Source organism: Burkholderia sp. Bp8992, from assembly GCF_003853705.1.
Classification (GTDB): Bacteria; Pseudomonadota; Gammaproteobacteria; order Burkholderiales; family Burkholderiaceae; genus Burkholderia.
Map to the genome: position 1 here is coordinate 227,840 of NZ_QTQI01000003.1, position 19,322 is coordinate 247,161.

The 19,322-nt window shown below is 64.5% G+C and carries 10 protein-coding genes; 5 read left to right on the top strand and 5 right to left on the bottom strand.

The features are described from left to right. Nucleotides 1–31 precede the first annotated feature (31 nt). The 4 genes from DIE03_RS06155 (at nt 32) to DIE03_RS06170 (ending at nt 8,618) form a co-directional block, all read left to right on the top strand. Nucleotides 32–769, top strand: coding sequence for a response regulator transcription factor (locus DIE03_RS06155; protein ID WP_124448494.1), 738 nt, complete (start codon nt 32–34; stop codon nt 767–769). 918 nt (nt 770–1,687) lie between these two features. Then, the gene (locus tag DIE03_RS06160; protein ID WP_124448496.1) at nt 1,688–6,652 is read left to right on the top strand and encodes a YadA-like family protein; all 4,965 of its coding nucleotides are present in this window, start codon (nt 1,688–1,690) and stop codon (nt 6,650–6,652) included. A 106-nt stretch (nt 6,653–6,758) separates the two neighbouring features. Further along, nucleotides 6,759–7,553: an OmpA family protein gene (locus DIE03_RS06165; protein WP_124448850.1), complete on the top strand. Its 795-nt coding sequence runs from the start codon at nt 6,759–6,761 to the stop codon at nt 7,551–7,553. 255 nt (nt 7,554–7,808) lie between these two features. Continuing rightward, the gene (locus DIE03_RS06170; RefSeq protein ID WP_185658112.1) at nt 7,809–8,618 is read left to right on the top strand and encodes an NYN domain-containing protein; all 810 of its coding nucleotides are present in this window, start codon (nt 7,809–7,811) and stop codon (nt 8,616–8,618) included. Nucleotides 8,619–8,743: 125 nt separating this feature from the next. On the opposite strand, the gene DIE03_RS06175 is transcribed toward DIE03_RS06170, so the two are convergent. Beyond that, nucleotides 8,744–10,813: a HAMP domain-containing sensor histidine kinase gene (locus DIE03_RS06175; protein ID WP_260434811.1), complete on the bottom strand. Its 2,070-nt coding sequence runs from the start codon at nt 10,811–10,813 to the stop codon at nt 8,744–8,746. 699 nt (nt 10,814–11,512) lie between these two features. Between DIE03_RS06175 and DIE03_RS06180 the strand changes: the two genes are divergently transcribed. Further along, entirely contained in the window at nt 11,513–12,316 is an 804-nt protein-coding gene (locus DIE03_RS06180; protein ID WP_124448500.1) for an EAL domain-containing protein, read from the top strand. Between the two features lie 327 nt (nt 12,317–12,643). On the opposite strand, the gene DIE03_RS06185 is transcribed toward DIE03_RS06180, so the two are convergent. The 4 genes from DIE03_RS06185 to ccrA all read right to left on the bottom strand — a co-directional run bounded on the left by DIE03_RS06185 (nt 12,644) and on the right by ccrA (nt 19,287). Continuing rightward, a complete protein-coding gene (locus DIE03_RS06185) occupies nt 12,644–13,636 on the bottom strand; it encodes a beta-ketoacyl-ACP synthase III (RefSeq protein ID WP_124448502.1) in 993 nt (330 codons plus the stop codon). Between the two features lie 67 nt (nt 13,637–13,703). Further along, nucleotides 13,704–14,033, bottom strand: a complete 330-nt coding sequence (locus tag DIE03_RS06190; protein ID WP_124448504.1) for an acyl carrier protein — start codon at nt 14,031–14,033, stop codon at nt 13,704–13,706. 80 nt (nt 14,034–14,113) lie between these two features. Next, nucleotides 14,114–18,004, bottom strand: a complete 3,891-nt coding sequence (locus DIE03_RS06195) for a type I polyketide synthase (RefSeq protein ID WP_260434820.1) — start codon at nt 18,002–18,004, stop codon at nt 14,114–14,116. Nucleotides 18,005–18,009: 5 nt separating this feature from the next. Next, on the bottom strand, nt 18,010–19,287 hold the full coding sequence (gene ccrA, locus DIE03_RS06200; RefSeq protein WP_124448507.1) for a crotonyl-CoA carboxylase/reductase: 1,278 nt from the start codon (nt 19,285–19,287) through the stop codon (nt 18,010–18,012). Nucleotides 19,288–19,322 lie beyond the last annotated feature (35 nt).

Consider the following 19,322-nt stretch of genomic DNA (forward strand, 5'->3'; position numbering starts at 1 on the left):
GTCGAGGAACCAGGATAATTGGGGTGCATGAATGCGCATATTGGTTGTGGAGGATGATCCCGTTCAGGTCGAGGAAGTGCAAAACGCACTGGCGCCGTTCCGCCATACGATCAAGGTCGTCGTCGATGGCGAACAGGCGTTGCGGTTTCTGCGATCCGAATCGGTCGACGCAGTCGTGCTCGACTGGCACTTGCCCAGCGTGACGGGAATCGAAGTCCTGAACTGGATTCGCACGCGCGCCGATGTCGAATACGGCGTGCTGTTCCTTACCAGCCGTGTCGACGAACTCGATGTCGTCAGGGCGCTGGAGGCCGGCGCCGACGATTATCTGAGCAAGCCGTTCCGCGCCGACGAACTCGCCGCACGAGTCAACGCGTTGTTGCGCCGGGTCGCGCGGAACGTGAAGCGCGACGAGCCGATCCGGGCAGGCCAATACGTGCTGGATCCGGTGGAGCGTGCCGTTCGGCTTCGTGACACCACGATCGAATTGACGACGAAGGAATTTCAGCTCGTCGCGTGCCTGTTTCACAATCTCGGCAAGATCATGTCCCGCGAGTTGCTGGCAACGACAGCCTGGGGACGCGAACTCGGGACGGAGTCGCGTTCGCTCGATACGCATATCTATCGCATCCGGCAAAAATTGAAGCTCGGCGTCGAGAACGGCTTGCGTCTGTCGGCCATCTATACGCTGGGTTACCGACTGGATCAGATCAAGGCATCGGTCGACATGCCGTGCGACGCCGGCATGCTGGTCGAAGACCGGGCTTGAGCATGCGTCGCATGTCGTAGGGCGCGTCGACGGCACGAGGCATCGCCCCATACGGGGCCAGGCATCTGCTCCTGCCCGGAAAATCCGGGCACGCCCGGTGCGAAGACGCCGTCGCCTCCAGTCGCATCCGTCCTTTAGAAATTACGGTCTCCTCTGTTTCTATCCGGAAATCCGATGTCGATGTCGATTTGGCTGCCCGTTCAATCGGCGTGCGCTCGCCGCCCCCCCTGCCGATCTAGGTCAGTTCGTTCGCGATAGATGGGTGTTTCAATCCACCGCAACGGACCGGTGTCATCGTCGTTCCACAGTTTTCGCAAGGGTGACAAATGTTCACTTTTTGATTTTCAAATCCTCTCCTAACATCTATCCATCGCAATACCCATCAAATTTAATTCATTAAATCCGAAAATAAATTACCAAATTTTCGTCGAAACAATGGATTTTGATTTTTTAAAGATGAGCGCCATGACGGCACTCCCATCTGAAAAGCAATCAGGCATAGCAGCGGGTTTATAAAGTAACGGCGCCCCATCGCCGGTCGTGATTTGTTCCTATCGAGATGCCGAGATGTCGAACCTCCCGAGACGATCCATAGTCGTCAAAAGTGCCTGCCGTTGCCCAGGACATCGCTCACCCGGATCGGCCTGCGTCGCCGAGGACAAGGGTGGCATTCGCACACGCCCGTCATCCCGGAGCCGATGGGGTGATACCCGCTTCCGTAAGACGCGCGGCCATTTCACGCCCCTTCAAAATCAACTCTTCCATACGAAAAATAAACTCCACCACCTCAATCCTTGACGATCAATTTCGGATCGAATCACTGATCGATTATGAAGTTGTTTTTACTTCAACCATAAAATTAGCATCACTACATAATTTACTCCAACAGAACGTGATCATTTCACATGGAGCATCAACATGAACAGAATGCACAAGATCATATGGAGCAAGACGCGCGGTGCGCTGGTCGCGGTATCGGAAGTCGACGGGGCCGGCGGAAAAGGGAAACCGGGGGCGTCGGGCACCGTCGACCGACGCGGCAAAGCCGTTGAGCGTGAATTCACCGCCAAGCATCGTGCATCGGCTGCCCTGTCGATCGAACGCATACAGCAACCGTCCCGGCGGGCGATCGTCGCCGCTTCGATCGGCCTCTTCGCCATAGGCACGCCTACGTTAGGGTATGCACAGGCACAAGGGTCCGCCACGTTGAACGGCTTCAACTGCGGCGCGGCTGCAGCAACCACCAACGCGATTGCTGCCGGGTGCTCAGCCAATGCCGCCGGGCAGGGATCGATGGCACTCGGTTTCGCAGCCGGTGCCGGCGGCGGCAATGCAGTGGCCGTCGGGGAAAACTCGCAGGCAAACGGGAACGCCGCGACTGCGATTGGTGCCGCGACGATCGCGACGTCCAGCGGTGGCGTAGCGCTCGGGGTACGAGCCGCAGCCACTGGATCGGGCAACTCGATCGCAATCGGCTCGAATACCGGTGCGAGCGGGTTCAACGCGACGGCGATCGGTGCCACCGCCATCGCGAGCGACACAGGCGCAAGCGCATTCGGGCAGGCCTCGACGGCGTCCGCCAGCAGCGCGACCGCCATCGGCGGCAGCGCCACGGCAAGCGGTATTGGCGCAACCGTCATCGGGCATGCGTCGGTAGCGACCGGCACGAACGCCTCCGCCCTCGGCACGTCGGCCGCCGCCACTGCGGAAAACGCGAACGCACTGGGCGATTTCGCCACGGCGTCCGGCGTCGGCAGCACGGCATTGGGTCCGGGCGCCCGTGCGAGCGCCGACAACGCCGTAGCCGCCGGATTGAACGCGGCCGCTTCCGGCATTTCATCGATTTCGCTCGGAAACGCGTCGGTTGCATCCAACAATTCCGCGACGGCACTCGGCGCCGGAAGCACCGCATCGGGCGATCATTCGACCGCGTTCACGACGCTGTCGACTGCAGCAGGCGATTATTCGATCGCCGTGGGCTTCAAATCGATCACGACGAACACCGCCGCCGCCGGCATGGCGCTCGGCTCGGGTGCGTCGGTCAGCGGCGCGTCCGGCATCGCGATCGGCGTCAACAGCGGCGTGTCCGGTACGAGCTCGATCGCAATCGGCCCCGGCGGCACGGCCGGCGTCCCCGGCTCCGGCACGCAGGCAACCGGCGATCAGGCGGTTGCGCTCGGCAACAACGCGCTCGCCAGCGGCCTCCATTCCCAGGCATCCGGCAATCAGGCAACGGCCAGCGGAACGAGTTCGATCGCCATCGGCGATACCGCCACGGCATCCACGCTGTCCGGCATTGCCGTCGGCAACCTGGCCACCGCTGCCGGCGTCTCTGCCGTTGCACTTGGCTCAGGTTCGACCGCCAGCGCCGACAACACGGTGGCCGTCGGCATCAATGCGAAAGCCGCCAGCGTCGCTGGCGTCGCGATCGGCTCGACGTCCCAGGCGCTTGCCGCATCGACCGTCGCGATCGGCGACACCAACACCGTCGCCGCGGCCGCAGGCACCGGCTCCATCGCCGGCGGCCACAACTCGCAAGTGACGGGCGGCACCGGCGCCGTCGCACTCGGCGAAGGGCAGACCGCGAGCGGCAACGGCGCGGTGGCGATCGGCGATCCGAATACGGCCACCGGTAACGGCGCAGTCGCGATGGGCGCCAACAACACCGCGAACGGCAACGGCGCGATCGCGCTGGGCAACACGAACGTCGCGACCGGACAGGGCTCGGTTGCGCTCGGCAACACGTCGCAGGCCAATGTCGCGGGCGCGATCGCGATCGGCGATTCGGCCAACGTCCAGGCCGCTGCAACAGGCGGCGTCGCGCTCGGATCGGGCGCGACGGCAAGCGTGGCCAACAGCGTCGCGCTGGGCGCGAATGCGGCGACCACCGCGGCCACGCCGACGTCGAACGCCGTCATCGGCGGCGCGACCTACAACTTCGCAGGCGCCGCACCCGCAGGCGTCGTGAGCGTCGGCGCGCCGGGCGCGGAACGACAGATCCAGAACGTCGCGGCCGGCCAGTTGAGCGGCACCAGCACCGACGCGGTCAACGGCTCGCAGTTGTTCGCCACCAACCAGCAGGTGACGGCGAACACGACTGCCATCTCGAACATCAACAACGGCGCCGGCATCAAGTACTTCCACGCGAATTCCACCGATCCCGACTCGACGGCGAGCGGTGCCGATTCGGTGGCAATCGGCGGCAACGCGCAAGCGACGCAGCCGAATTCGGTCGCGCTCGGTTCGAATGCGGCGACCGTCGCCGCGACCCCGACCGCCAGCGCCGTCATCGGCGGCGTGACCTACAACTTCGCAGGCGCCGCACCCGCAGGCGTCGTGAGCGTCGGCGCGCCGGGCGCGGAACGACAGATCCAGAACGTCGCGGCCGGCCAGTTGAGCGGCACCAGCACCGACGCGGTCAACGGTTCGCAGTTGTTCGCCACCAACCAGCAGGTGACGGCGAACACGACGGCCATCTCGAACATCAACAACGGCGCCGGCATCAAGTACTTCCACGCGAACTCGACGGCTCCCGACTCGTCGGCGACCGGCACCGATGCCGTGGCGATCGGCGGCAACGCCCAGGCGACACAGCCGAACTCGGTCGCGCTCGGTGCGAATGCAACGACCACCGCGGCCACCCCGACCGCCAGCGCCGTGATCGGCGGTGTAACGTACAACTTCGCGGGCGCCGCGCCTGCGGGTGTCGTGAGCGTCGGCTCGGCGGGCGCGGAACGACAGATCCAGAATGTTGCCGCCGGCCAGTTGAGCGGCACCAGCACGGACGCAGTCAACGGCTCGCAGCTGTTCGCCACCAACCAGCAGGTCACGTCGAATACCACCGCCATCTCGAACATCAACAACGGCGCCGGCATCAAGTACTTCCACGCGAATTCCACCGATCCCGACTCGACGGCGAGCGGTGCCGATTCGGTGGCAATCGGCGGCAACGCGCAAGCGACGCTCGCGAATTCGGTCGCACTCGGCGCGAACGCGACAACGACCGCGGCCACGCCGACGTCGAACGCCGTCATCGGCGGCGTGACCTACAACTTCGCGGGCGCGACGCCCGCAGGCGTCGTGAGCGTCGGCTCGGCGGGCGCGGAACGACAGATCCAGAACGTCGCCGCCGGCCAGTTGAGCGGTACCAGCACCGACGCAGTCAACGGTTCGCAGCTGTTCGCCACCAATCAGCAGGTGACGTCCAACACGACGGCCATCTCGAACATCAGCAACGGTGCCGGAATCAAGTACTTCCACGCCAATTCGACGCTGGCCGACAGTCAGGCGACCGGCACGGACAGCATTGCCGTCGGCCCTCAGGCAGTGGCGAGCGCAGCCAGCAGCCTTGCAGCGGGCACCGGTGCGCAGGCGAGCGCGGCGAACGGCGTAGCACTCGGCGCGCAGACGGCCGTTTCGATCAACGGCGGTGTCGCGATCGGCTCGGGCTCCGTGTCGGATCGCGCCATCGCGGCAGGCAGCGGTACGATTCCGGCCGGCAGCCACACGGTGCCGTTCAATACGTCCGACGCGACCCTGCTGGGCGCCGTGTCGTTCGGCAGCGCATCGGGCAATACCTACCGGCAACTGGTCAACGTGGCCGACGGGACCGATGCGCACGATGCGGTAACGGTCCGGCAGTTGACCGGCGCGCTGCAATCGTTCTCCGTGACGCCGACGATGTACTTCCACGCCAACTCGACCGCAGCCGATTCGCTCGCCGTAGGCGCCGAGTCGATCGCGGTGGGACCCACGACGGTCGTCAACGGAGATAACGGCGTCGGGATCGGCAACGGTGCGATCGTGCAGCAAACGGCGCCCGGCGGCGTGGCCATCGGCCAGGCCGCGAATTCCGGGCAGGCCGACGCCATCGCGCTCGGCAGCGGCGCGAACGCAACAGGGCCGCAATCGATCGCACAGGGCGCCAACGCCGTCGCCGGCACGTCGGGCGGTATCGCGATCGGCTCGGGGGCAAACAGCAGCGCAGCCGACGCCATCGCGCTGGGCTCGGGCGCCAGCGCGAACTTCGCGAACAGCATCGCGCTCGGCGCAGGATCCGTCACGACGGTCGGTGCGCAGTCGAACTACATTGCTTACGGCTTGAGCAGCCCGCAATCGTCGGCCGGCGAAATCAACATCGGCAACCGCAAGATCACCGGCCTCGCCGCCGGCTCGGCCGGCACCGACGCAGTCAACGTCAGCCAGCTCGAAGCCGTCAACCAGAACCTGACGACCCTGATCCAGAACATCAGCAATACCAACGGCGGGACCGGCGGCTTCCCCTCGACACCGGGATCGTCGACCCCGCCTGCGTCGACGGGTTCGAACTCGTCGGCCGGCGGCAACGGCGCCGTCGCGTCCGGCTCGAACAGCACGGCGGTCGGCAACGGCTCGACCGCGTCCGGCACCGGCTCGACGACGATCGGCGCGGGCGCGACGTCCTCCGGCAACAGCTCCGTGGCGATCGGCTCGGGCAGCAACGACGGTGGCCGAAACAACGTCGTCTCGATCGGCACGGCGAATTCGACGCGGCAGCTCACAAACGTCGCGGCCGGCACCGCGCCGACCGATGGCGTGAATGTCCAGCAGCTGAATGCCGCCGTCGGAAACGCGAATGCGTATACCGACGCGAAGATTCAAAGCCTGCGACGCGACGCGGACGGCGGCACCGCCAGTGCGATGGCCGTCGCGGGGCTGCCGCAGCCGTCCGGACCGGGCAAGAGCATGGTCGCGATCGCCGGCAGCGTCTATCGCAGCCAGTCGGGCCAGGCAATCGGCATCTCGACGATCTCCGAAAACAATCACTGGATCTATAAGGCCGCCGTCACGACCAACACCCGCAACGACTACGGCGCCGTGATCGGCGCGGGTTATCAGTGGTGATCGCGGGAAAACCGATGTCCTGCAGCGATATGCGGCAGCGGCCCGCAACGAGCGATCGTTGCCGCCGCGCCGGATACGCGGCTCCTTATACGATGAGAGACTGATCATGAAAATCCAATGGGTACTTGCGTTGTCTGTCGCCTTGTTTTCCGTTGCATCACTGGAAGGCTGTGCCGTCGACGGACCGCCCCGCTTTCCGGATCCGCAATCCGCCAGCCCGAAAGGCGGCACGTTCGTGAACGTGGACAACCTGCGTAACGTCGGGCCCGGCCTGAACAAGGACCAGATGTTCGATCTTCTCGGCCCCCCTCACTTCAACGAGTGGTTCGTCGGGAGTCATGTCTGGAACTACCTGTTCGACTTCCGCCGCGGCAACGAAGTCGTCGCGTGTCAGTACCAGGTGCGATACGACGCGCACATGAAGGTGAGCGACACCTACTGGCGCGATCCCGCATGCGCGGACTTCGTGCGGCCGAAATCGGCCGCGCCGGCAGCTGCGGCACAGCCGCCGGCCTCGACGCTCGAGCAATTCACGTTGCAGAGCGACGCGCTGTTCGCGTTCGGCAAATCGAGCGTCGAATCGATGCAGCCCGCCGGCAGGGCGCAGCTCGACGATGCAATCGAACGAATCAAGCGTCACCAGGCGATCACGCGAATCGCCGTCGTCGGTCATACCGACCGTATCGGCACCAGCGAGATCAACGACCCGCTGTCGCGCGCACGCGCGCAAACGGTTCGCAGCTATCTGATCTCGCATGGCCTGGACGGCAACGTCATTCAGGCAGACGGCGTGGGGTCGCGCGAGCCTGTCACGCATTGCCCGCCAGGCCGAAGCAGCGCCGTGATCGCGTGTCTGCAACCCGATCGGCGGGTCTCGATCACCGTAAGCGGGCGCGATTGACGGACGGCGACGCCGGTGGCGCCAATCACGCTTCGCCCGCGTGACGGGTGCCGCCATTGACCGACAGGACGCGCTTGCGGGCAGCGGGCCGCGCATTGCGCTTCCCCCCGCGTTGCGCGCGACATCCGGCCGCCCGCCGTAACGGCCGCACGCCCGCAAAGCGCCGTACTGCTGCAGCGTAGACGAGCGGCACGGTTCGACGGCGCTTGATTCAGTTACCCGAGCGACAACCCACCAGCAATCCGGATGACGACAATGAGAAGGGTCGGCGTGTATGTGGATGGAAGCAGCATCGACGCAAATGGCGGCCACCAGATGCGATACGAGGTGCTGCGCGCGCTCGCAGGCCGGGCCGACGCCACGATTCAGCGGCTGCATGCGTATCTGAGCGTCGACGAACGCCGCGCCGCGCGCTCCGCCGACTACGATGCGCGGATCAAGGGATATCAGGCGGCGCTCCGCGACAAGGGGTTCCGCGTCACGGTCAAGCCGCTCAGGCACGTTGCAGACGAGGACGGCACCGAGACCGTCAAATCCAATTCGGATCTCGGCATGGCCGTTGACGCGCTATCCGAATCGGACCGGCTGGACACCGTGCTCGTCGCAACCTGCGACGGCGATTTCGTCGAAGTCGTGCGAGCACTTCAGAAGAAAGGCTGCCGGGTCGAAGTCCTCGGTTTCGACAACGTGCCGTTCGAGTTGCGCGATACCGCCGACCAGTTCATCAGCGGCTATCTGGTCCCCGGCCTGCTTCCGGTTCGCGATGCGGCCGCCGGCTTGTCCGCCTGGGGCCAGGTCGGCTCGCGCGTGCGCGGCGTGTGCAACCGGTTCGAGCCGGATGACGGATACGGTTTCATCGCGTTCTGGGCAACGTTGCCCGATACGCCGCTGCTCGCGGCGGCCGAAACGAGTCCGGCCTACTTTCGCGGCAGCAGTCTCCAGGATCCGTCAGTTCTCTCACGGCTGCCCTCCAGAAACACGATCCTGGAATTCGACCTTGCCATGCCCGCGAAACAGACCGGCGCGCCTGAAGCGCGCCGGATCCAGGTCGTTTCCGCCGCCTAGCGGCCGATGGACCTCTGCCGGCGCCCTACGCGATGCGCAGCAGCCGCGTCGTCGCACGCCGTTGCCGCGGAGAGCGCCTGCCCCGCCTTGTGGTTTACGCAGCTCCTCCAGTACCCGCACCGGGATCAACGCCCCAGCGCGGCGTCGTGATCATGCTTCGACAGAAACATGAGGAAGGTCGTGCCCTCCCCGAGCGTCGACCGGACCTGCAGTTTGCCGCCAAGCGAATCGACGACCGTCTTGACGAACGCCAGGCCCAGTCCATGCCCGGACATCGTCGCTTTTCCGTCCAGTTGCGTGAATTCGCGAAACAGCTTTTCCTGGTCGCGCTCGGATATGCCGGCGCCATAATCCGTCACGGTGATCTTCACGTGTCGATCCGTTGCCGACAGTTCCACGTCGACCGTAGACGCTTCCCGACCGAACTTGATCGCGTTGCCGATCAGATTGACGAATGCCCGCCGCAGCAGCTGCACATCGGCGATCGTACTGAGCCCGGGCTCCGCCATCAGGTTGACGGTCGTGGATTTCGCGCTCGCCTGCGGCAGCAGATCGTCGACGGCATCGCCAAGCACCAGTGCGGGATCCACGGCGGTCAGCTTCGGCGGCAGATTCTCGGCCCTGGCAAGAAAGAGGAAATCGTCGGACAGGCTGAGCGCGCGCGTCGCATACTGCGAGACCAGTTCCGAGAAACGTTGTGGCGTGTACCGCGACGGATCCCGCTGTATCTGGGAAACGAGCGCGAGAATCGAGGCCTGCGGAGACCGCATGTCATGCGACAGGAATCGCAAGGCCATGTCGCGCTGCCGTTCGGCCATCCGCACGGACGAGACGTCCGCGACATGAAAGACCAGCGCATTCTCGCCGTAAACGGACGGGCGGATCGGCGCGCACTTGATCAGCAGCGAGCGGCCCCATCGGGCATTGGCAATCTCGATCCCCTGATCGAGCTGGGATTTCGTCTGCGCCGACAGCGCATCGCCATCGGGCCAGTCATCCAGCGACGCCATTGCCTGCGCGACAAATTCACTCGCCCGATGCGACGCGGTGATCTGAAACAGCACGTCCGAGACCAGCCGTCCCACCGGCGGCCCGCCGGAAACCGAATGCTCGTCGAGATCCGCGCACCATGCGGCGATTCGCTCGTTCGCCAGCAGGACGACCCCGGCAGCCGACGCAATCAGCGTTGCCTCCGGAAGACTGTCGACCCATGCATCGATCAGCGCACGATAACGACGCACCCGCACCTCAAGATTCGCAGTCCTGTCAAGTTGCCGGCGAACCGGGTCCATGGACCGCACGGCCTCCGCCGGCTCCACATGCAGCGACGGTTCTGCAGCCATCCGGTCCGCCAGGCGGCCAATGAAGCGCGACAACACTTCGACGCATCGCCAAAACCACAGCAAGCAGGCAAGTCCGCACATCAGCATGCCGGTGGCGGGCGGCAACGCCTCGCCTCCGAAAACGAACATGACGAACGAGATCCCCGCAATCGCACCGGCAACCCCGAGCGACGCAGCCAGGCCTGTGCGAGGACCGAACCGGAAGAGCAACAGGCACGTCAAGCAAACAACGGTCTCGTTGAAGAGCAGCACCCACGTGAGACCGATCTGGCGCGCCGGCGCATCCGATGCGCCGGCTGCCGCGACGACGTCGCCGATCGGCAAGGTAGCGTCCGGCGACACGATCGCCCCGCTGTCCGGGTTCTCGATCGCCGCGCGAATCAGGACCACGCTGCCGCGCAGACGGCTCGACGGCACCTTGCCGTCCAGCACATTGACGTACGAGTAGAGTGCGCAAGGTCCGCCCGCCTGAAACGCAGTGTCGCGCACGCAGGCGTTGCCGGCCGCCCGCGCCTGCGTCCGTCCGGCGTCGCGGCTTGCCGTCCCACCGATGGCCGAATGGCCGGCGCGAATGCGTGCGACGTCCCGCAGGCCGGTCAGGTCGAAACTGACGACCGCGACGCCGCTTCCGGCGAGCCGCTCCATCATCCGCTCCCGTGTTTCCACGCTGAACGGCCAGTCGCCCAGGCGCCCGGTCGTACGATCGTCGACCATGATCACCGCGAGCGGCTTGATGGCTCCGTGTCGGACGGACTGCCACACGAACCCGAACCACGCCCGGTCGATGTGATGCAACGCGGACGTCGCTGTCAGCACCACGCATACCAGAACAAGCGCAGACGTCAGGCGCATCCATTCCATCGAGCGTGGCGAGGACGCATGCCCGGTCGCCCGTTTTCCCTCATCACATGAACGGCGCCGCCCCGGCCCCAAAAATCTTCCGAACATGTCGATTAGATGACGCCCCATCGATATTGCATTGATCGACGTTTGAAATAACCCTATCCAACGCCAAGAACTCATTTCAAAAAGCATTGACAAACGATGCAAACCGAACGCGCATTACGACTTATCCACCGCTCTCCACCCTGCACGAGCCTCGCCGACACGCCCTGCCATTCTGACTCGGCCCATTACATTTCGCAATTAACATGCAATTATTATACGTTATTTATTTTCGCAATTAAATTTAATATTTAATTACAATTAAATTTACATTCAATGAAAATTCTACCCCACCCTCATCAGCCAGCACGAACTACTGAATTTCGGTATATTCAAGCGCAATACCGGTAAAAATTGCGCCAATCCGAATCCAAAAAAAACCAACACGCCATCATAATCAATATCAATTAATCAAACACAAGCATCAATGCAAAAAGATATTTGCACTCACAATTATAATTCAATAAAAACCAAGCCAACGATACGACTATTGGTAACTGAATTTACATTTGTTCGTTTTTCACAAGTTGAAAATTTTCAACTCACTCCATAGAATGAATCAACCGAAAACATCTTCCCCATATTTCAATCGGCCTACCCTACTTCATGAGTCACCCATTCGCGTCAACTGATCCACTCGACGATGCCGCGCGAGGACTTCGTCAGGACGAGTTCTTTTTCCTCCTCCAACCCAAATTTGCACTCCACGGGGTTCGCCTGGCGGGCTTCGAATACCTGATGCGCTGGCATCATCCGGAGCGTGGGGTCCTGGAACCCGCGTCGTTCATCAGCATGATCGAGGATTCATGCCTTGCCACCGGATTCACGGACCTGCTCACCCGGCGCGCGACGTGCAGGCTGGCGCAGTGGAAGGCGGCGGGGTACGGCGAGTTGTCGCTCGCGATCAATTTGTCGCCGTCCGAGCTCGGGCACGCGGAGTTTCCCGCGCAACTTTCCGCACGGCTGGCGTCGCTCGGGCTCGAGCCAGGCCGTGTCGAAATCGAACTGACCGACGTCGTCCCCCCCGCCCGGCTCGATTGGCTGGTGGAAGCCATCCATGCGGCGCAGGCGATCGGCGTGCGCATCGCACTGGATGACTTCGGAGCCGGCTTCAACTCGCTGACGCTCCTGCAGCAGTTGCCGGTGGATATCGTCAAGTTCGATCGATCGCTGATTCGCGAGGTGCTGCAAAACGGCGAGTCCATGCGGATTGTCGAAACCCTTGTGCAGCTTGCGAAAAGTCATGGCAAACACGTTGTAATGACGGGCATCGAAACCGCCGAACAGTTCGAATGGGCAAGCACACTGCCGGACGTCGACGGCCAGGGTTTCTACCTCGGCGAGCCGCTTCACGAAACCGATGTCGACGCTTTCATTGCCGAGCATCATCGCCGGATCCGTTCCTCCTAGCATCCACGCGCCTGCAGGCCGATCTCGCCCCATCGTCGGAGCACCGGGTGCCGCAACACGGCGAACGATGCGACATGCAGCGACGCCTTCAGAACGCGGGGCACCGTTTACGCTCCGATCAGGCGGTTCTTTCGAGCCGCTGCTTGCGACATGCAGCCAGCATAAGACGGCGTTCCGAGGACGCAAAGTGAACTTTTGTCACTTTCTCGAGCAAATCCGCAGGATTCCCACATATCAGGACAACGCCGGTTCGGCGTACCCGAGACAGCCGCGATCCGCGCCCACGTCGCACCGTACCGACGCGCACGCCGATACGGTGCGCGTCGACTACCACCGGATCAACGCCGCGCCCCACGTGAATCCCGAGCCCATTGCAGGCGTCAGAACGAGATCGTTCTCCTTGATGCGCCCGTCGGATACGGCTTCGCAGAGCGCGAGCGGAATCGACGCTGCCGATGTGTTGCCGTGCTTGCTGACGGTGAGGACGACCTTCTCCATCGGGAGGTTCAGTTTTCCGCCGAGCGTTAGCACGATCCGCTGGTTTGCCTGATGCGGGACGATCCAGTCGAGGTCGTCCTGGGTCAGGCCGTGTGCCGCGAGCGCTTCCTGCGACGCGTCGGCGAGGTTGACGACGGCATGCAGAAATACATCGCGACCCTCGAGATGCATCTTGCCGGCGCTCTGCGTCGATGACACCCCGCCGTCCGTGTGAATCTTGTCCCAGTACCGTCCGTCCGAATGCAGATGCGTGGAGAGCACGCCGCGCGGCTTGTCGCCTTCGTTGCGTTCGCCGCGCAACACCAGCGCACCCGCACCGTCGCCGAACAGCACACAGCTATTGCGGTCCTGCCAGTCCACGATACGTGACATCGTTTCCGCCCCGATCACCAGCGCGGTGCGGGCCTGGCCCAGACGGATCATGTTGTCGGCGACCGACAGCGCGAAGACGAAGCCCGAACAGACTGCCTGCACGTCGAACGCAGCACCGCGCCGCACGCCGAGCGCTTCCTGAACACGGACGGCCGTCGCGGGCATCGTGCGATCGGGCGTGCAGGTCGCGAGCACGATGAGATCGACCTCGGCTGCGTCGATGCCGGCGCGATTCAGTGCGGCCCTGGCGGCGCCGATCGCGAGATCGGACGTGTTCTCGCCGTGCGCCGCGATTCTGCGCTCACGGATGCCCGTGCGCTGCGTGATCCACTCGTCCGTGGTGTCGACCATGCGCGCGATGTCATCATTCGTCATGCGGTGCTCGGGCAACGCGGAACCGCAGCCGACGACGCGCGACGTCCATGCGTCCGCGCGATTGATTTGCACCATCTTCCGTACTCCGATTGAAGTCGATGAGGCGCCGGCCGCCTGAACGCTCGCTGCCGGCGTACACGTATTACCAGCTTCCGACGTTCGCGTCTTCACCCGGCTCCGCGGCCGGGATCGTGTCCTTCCGTTGCAGCGAGACGAGATGCGCCGCCAGCGAATTGAAGGTCGGATAGTCGTAAAGGACCGTATCGTCGATCTTGATTCCGAGCCGCTCTTCGAGGAAGAACGCGAGTTCGACGGAATGCATCGAATCGAATCCGGCGTCGGCGAAGGTCTGCTCGAGATCGGTCGGCACCTGAAGATTGTTTGCTTCGGTCCACTCTTGAATCCACGCAAGAATGGCTTCGGCAGTCACGTTCGACCCGTTGACGGCCGCGGCTTGAATTTGATCGCTCATGGTATCGATTCCTTGAAGTCGGATTGAGAACGATGAAGGCACGGCGGCAACGCCGCGCCCGGGAAACCGAAACGCAGTGCCTATGCGGGCGTCGCATGCACACGCGGTTCGTTGTCGGCGCAGCCTCCACCGAGAAAGCGAGCCAGACGCTGCACGGAAGGCTCGCGCACGATGGAGTTGTGATCGTCATCGAACACACCCACCGCCACGCCGCCGCGCGCGAGGCGGCCCAGATGCTGTTCCACCTGGGTGCTCGACACTCCCCGCTTGTCGCGTGCGGCAAGCGCGTATCCGATGCGCGTATGCACCTGTCGGGGTTGATGACAGGCGAGCGCCGCCGCGCTCGCGGCGTGCAGACGCGCGATATGGTCGAACGTCGCGGGGTGGGCACGGCGCCGCACGTCGGCGAGGTAGAAGTCCTGGTCGAGCATGGCGTCGAAACGCGGATCGGCGAGCCATCGATCGACCGTTTGCCTGCCGTCGCCGGACGCGAGATCATCGGCCAGTGCACGCAACCGCAGGGTGAATTCGCCGTCGTGGAGCGGGCTGTCGACGATCATCAGCGGCGGCGCAGTTTCGCCCTCCGCCTCCCATTGCGCGGCCATTTCATGCGCGACGATCCCGCCGAACGACCAGCCGCCGAGCAGATCGGGCTGTCTGCCGTGTATTGCGAGCAAGGCCGCGCGATAGCGCGACGCCAGTTGCGCGATCGAAAGATACTCGGGTGCGTGGCCCTGGTCCGCGTACGGATGGCGGATCGCGACGACCGTCGGATCGCCGGGCCATGACGAAGCCAGTTCCTGATAACAGAGCACGTTTCCGCCGACCGGGTGGACGAGCGCGACGAGCGGCCCGGCCCCGTCGCGCAGCGTCACGACCAGCTCGCGGTCATCGTCCGTCCCGGCGGATTTCCGCATGTCGTTCGACACCGCTTCGCGCGCCGGCATGGCGCCGTTCGTCGTGCCGAACCACGTCGCCAGCGTCCGGAGCGATGCCCCGCGCACAAGCATGGAGATCGGCGGCATCGTGCCGAGCTGTTGATGCAGGCGAACGCGCAGTTCCGTCAATGCAAGCGAGTCGAAGCCCTGGCTGACGAGCGAAAGACCGTCGTCGAGCACGACGGTATCCGGTGCGACCGTCGCCGCGACCGCACGCAGCATCGCGAGCGTCTGCGCGGCATCCGCCGGTGCGGCCTCGACGCGATCCGCCGCTCCCGGTCCCGGCACCCCGGTCCCGTCGTTCGACGCGTTGCCGCCTTGTCGTCGCACCGCGCCGCGCGCGGCCTCCGCAAGGTCCGGGAACGGCAGCTCGAAGCGCTCCGGATCGAACGAGTAACCCGGCGCATCGGCCGGTCGCGGCGCCTTGCCGTACAGCTTGCTCCATGCGATCTTCTGCCCTTCGCTGTAAAGGCGTGCGCAGCCATGCGCGAAGCCGGTCGCCTCGGCTTCCTCGTCTCCCTCCGGACCGTCCGCGAGCGACGCGATCGCACAGTGCCAGTCGCCCCCCGCCGCGGCGCGTGCGAGCTTGGCCAGTGCCGCGCCGGGGCCCACTTCGACGAAGATCGTCCTGCCGTCCGACGCGGCCAGCAGCGCGTCGTGAAAACGCACCGGTTGCTCGACAAGATCGAGCCAGTGCTCGACGCCGGCGATCGCGTCGGTCGCGATGTCGCCCGTGAGCGTGGAGACGATCGGAATCGACGGCGGCGCAAACGTCAGCGGTTCGAGCGCTCGCCGGAACGCTTCGCGCATCGAACGCAACATCGGCGAATGGCCCGGCGTACCGTAGGTCTTGAGCAGCGACACCCGCTTGCCCGCGGCGACCATCGCGTCATGCACCCGCCCGACCGCTTCCGGCGTGCCGCTCACGACCGTCTGCCCCGGCCCGTTGATGCCGGCGACGAACAGATCCGTACCGAACGCGAACCGCCCCGCGAATTCGTCGACGCTGACGGCGACGGCGAGCATCGCGCCGCGCGGCGTCTCGGTATCGAACAGGCGACCACGCGCCTCCACTGCCTTGAGGCCATCGCCAAGCGACATCACGCCGCCGATCACCGCGGCCACGTGCTCGCCGAGCGAATGCCCGATCAGCAGGTCGGGCTGTACGCCCAGCTCCATCCATGTCCGCGCCAGCGCGTAGCACACGACGAAATGGGCAAGTTGCCCCGGATGATGGCGCACCGGTTGCGCGCTGTGGCCGAGAATCGCATCGAGCACGTCGCGCGCCGTCTCGCCGTCGAGCGCGCGCAGGCACACGTCCGCATGTTTGCGGAACAATCCGTTGCCGTTGTAGAGGTTCCCTCCGACGCCTGGCTGCCAGGCTCCCTGGCCTGGCACCAGAAACGCGAGGCGGGGCTTGCGCGGGTGTTCGCCGGCGTGCCATCCCCCGGACGGATTCTCCGCGAGAAAGTCGTCGAGCGCGGCAACGAAGTCCGCTTTCGTCGTGCCGACCAGCGCAACGCGATGGTCGAAATGATCGCGTCGTACGTTCGACGTGTGACACGCATCGCGCAGTGGTGCGGACATGTCCGCGAGCCAGGCCCGCCATGCCGACGCGACACGCCGGCGTGCGTCGGGCGAACGCCCGGAAAGCGTCAGCACGCGTTCGCGGGCAATCGGAGCGCCGAGGTCTGCTACGCGCTCCGGCGCGACCAGAATCAGGTGGACATTGGTCCCGGTGATGCCGAAACCGCTCACGCCGACGACCGTATCGCCCTCGGCGAGCGGCGCTCCCTCGCGCGGAATCTCGAGCTGCGAACCTTCCCAGTGAAAACGCGGGTTCGGTGTCTCGAAGTTCACCTGCGCGGGTACATGGCGGTGCCGCAGGATCAGCATCGCCTTGATGAAGCCGGCCATGCCCGCGGCTCCCTCCAGATGCCCCAGCTGGGACTTCACCGAGCCGACGAGGATCGGCTTGTCGCGCACGACGGCGCGAGCATAGACGTTGCGCAACGCGGAAAGCTCGATCGGATCGCCGAGCGCCGTGCCCGTCCCATGCGCTTCCACGTAGGCGACCGCTTCCGGACGAACGCCCGCGCGCGTCATCGCCCGGCGAATGACGGCTTCCTGAGCCGCACCGTTGGGCGCGGTCAGGCCGTTGCTCGCGCCGTCGCTGTTCACTGCCGAACCGGCCAGCACCGCATCGACACGGTCGCCATGCGATAGCGCGTCGGCAAGCCGCTTCATCACGATCACGCCGCCGCCTTCGCCACGAATGTAGCCGTCGGCGTTCGCGTCGAAGGGACGGCACCGGCCGGAGGGGGACATCGCCTGGAGCCGCGCAATGCCGATCGTTTCCTCCGGCCCCAGGATCAGGTTCACCCCGCCTGCGATCGCCACGTCGCACTCGCCGGCCTGCAGGCTCTGCGCGGCAAGATGGATCGCGACCAGCGAAGACGAACAGGTCGTATCGACGAAGATTGCCGGTCCGTTCAATCCCAGTATGTGCGCGACTCGCCCGGGCGCCATCGCGCGCAGGTTGCCGAGCTTCGAATAGGTGGTGATGCGGGCGGGATCGCCGGACCAGACCGTGCGCCGGCCATAGTCCGCCTCGCCGATCGTCATGAATACCCCGACGTTCGTGCCGCGCAGCCCGCCGGGTGCGACGCCTGCGTTCTCGAGCGCGCCCCAGGTCAGCTCGAGCATCCAGCGCTGTTGCGGATCCATCTCCATGGCCTCGGCCGCCGAAGTACGGAACAGCTTGCGATCGAAGCGGAACGGATCGTCGACATAGCCGGCCACGCGTGAATACGTGGTGCCGGGCTCGTCCGTATCCGGCGAATAAAACGCGTCGATATCGAAGCGTTCGCGCGGTGTTTCGCAAATGGCCGTCTGCCCTGAATTCAGCAGTGCCCAATAGCTCGATGCACTGGATGCCCCGCCGGGGAAGCGGCATGACATGCCGATGACGGCGACGCGTTGCGGATGTGGGTTCGATTGGTCCATCGCATTTTCTCGGCCAGAGGCGTTCATCGGGTCTAGTGGCGCGTTGCCGCGGCGAGATCGTCGCTGCTGCTCGCCTGGACGAGCACGGCCATGTTGCCCGGCAGGTGCCGGTTCGCGCGAATCTTCGCGTGCGCCTCCGGCAAGCGGCTCCACGGAAACACTTCCGACAGGCACGGATCGATCTTGCCGCTCATCACGAGACGGTTCGCCTGTGCGGCTTCCTTGAGGCTCGCGAAGTGACTGCCCTGGATGCGCTTCTGTCGCATCCACACGTAGCGCGCATCGCAGGTCAGGTCGTAGCCGCTCGTCGCCGCGCAGAACACGACCATGCCTCCGCGCTTCACGACATAGCAGGACGGTGCGAACGTATTCCGGCCCGGGTGTTCGAACACCATGTCGACGTCGCGCTTCTCGCCGAGCGCGTCCCAGATCGCTTTTCCGAACTTCTTGACCGCATCGACATAGGCCGCGTACGCGGTCTGCGCATCGACCGGCGGTGGCGCGCCCCAGCACGAAAAATTCGAGCGATTGATCGCGCCCACCGCGCCGAGACGCTTGACGAACTCGATCTTCGAATCGTCGGAGACCACGGCGACGGGGCGCGCCCCAACCAGCGCCGCGAGCTGGATCGCCATCGTTCCGAGCCCGCCCGCCGCCCCCCATACGAGTACCGATTGCCCCGCCGAAAGCACGTGCGGCTTGTGGCCGAACAGCATCCGATACGCGGTAGCGAGCGTGAGCGTATAGCAGGCGCTGGCAGCCCATGTGAGGTGTTTCGGGCGCGGCATCAGTTGAGTCGACTGGACGCGCGCGAACTGCGCGAACGAGCCATGAGACGTTTCGTAACCCCAGATCCGTTGCGACGGCGACAACATCGGATCGCCGCCGTTGCATTCCTCGTCGTCGCCGTCGACCTGCGAACAGTGCGCGACCACCTCGTCGCCGACTCTCCACTTCTTCACGTTCGACCCGACGGCCCAGACGATGCCCGCGGCGTCCGAGCCCGTGATGTGATAGGGATCGTCATGCAGGTCCAGCACCGAGAACGGCTGACCGAGGGCGGCCCACACGCCGTTGTAGTTGACGCCGGCTGCCATCACGAGGACCAGAACGTCGTCGGGGCCGAGTGACGGCACGTCGACGATCTCGTTTGTGAATGCCCGCTGCGGCTCCCCATGGTTCTCGCGGCGAATCGTCCACGCGTGCATTCGCTTCGGCACCACACCCAACGGAATCGGCTCACCGATCTCGAACAACTCCGGCTGGTTGCTTCTCGCCTCGACAACCAATTCAAATATTTTGGTATCCATATCAATATTCCTGTAAGAGTTGATTCGATAAACAG

Bases quoted from the DNA above. Each gene is read 5' to 3' on its own strand.
- DIE03_RS06155 (WP_124448494.1), top strand. From the start codon at position 32: ATGCGCATATTGGTTGTGGAGGATGATCCCGTTCAGGTCGAGGAAGTG.
- DIE03_RS06160 (WP_124448496.1), top strand. From the start codon at position 1,688: ATGAACAGAATGCACAAGATCATATGGAGCAAGACGCGCGGTGCGCTG.
- DIE03_RS06165 (WP_124448850.1), top strand. From the start codon at position 6,759: ATGAAAATCCAATGGGTACTTGCGTTGTCTGTCGCCTTGTTTTCCGTT.
- DIE03_RS06170 (WP_185658112.1), top strand. From the start codon at position 7,809: ATGAGAAGGGTCGGCGTGTATGTGGATGGAAGCAGCATCGACGCAAAT.
- DIE03_RS06175 (WP_260434811.1), bottom strand. From the start codon at position 10,813: ATGCGCCTGACGTCTGCGCTTGTTCTGGTATGCGTGGTGCTGACAGCG.
- DIE03_RS06180 (WP_124448500.1), top strand. From the start codon at position 11,513: ATGAGTCACCCATTCGCGTCAACTGATCCACTCGACGATGCCGCGCGA.
- DIE03_RS06185 (WP_124448502.1), bottom strand. From the start codon at position 13,636: ATGGTGCAAATCAATCGCGCGGACGCATGGACGTCGCGCGTCGTCGGC.
- DIE03_RS06190 (WP_124448504.1), bottom strand. From the start codon at position 14,033: ATGAGCGATCAAATTCAAGCCGCGGCCGTCAACGGGTCGAACGTGACT.
- DIE03_RS06195 (WP_260434820.1), bottom strand. From the start codon at position 18,004: ATGAACGCCTCTGGCCGAGAAAATGCGATGGACCAATCGAACCCACAT.
- ccrA (WP_124448507.1), bottom strand. From the start codon at position 19,287: ATGGATACCAAAATATTTGAATTGGTTGTCGAGGCGAGAAGCAACCAG.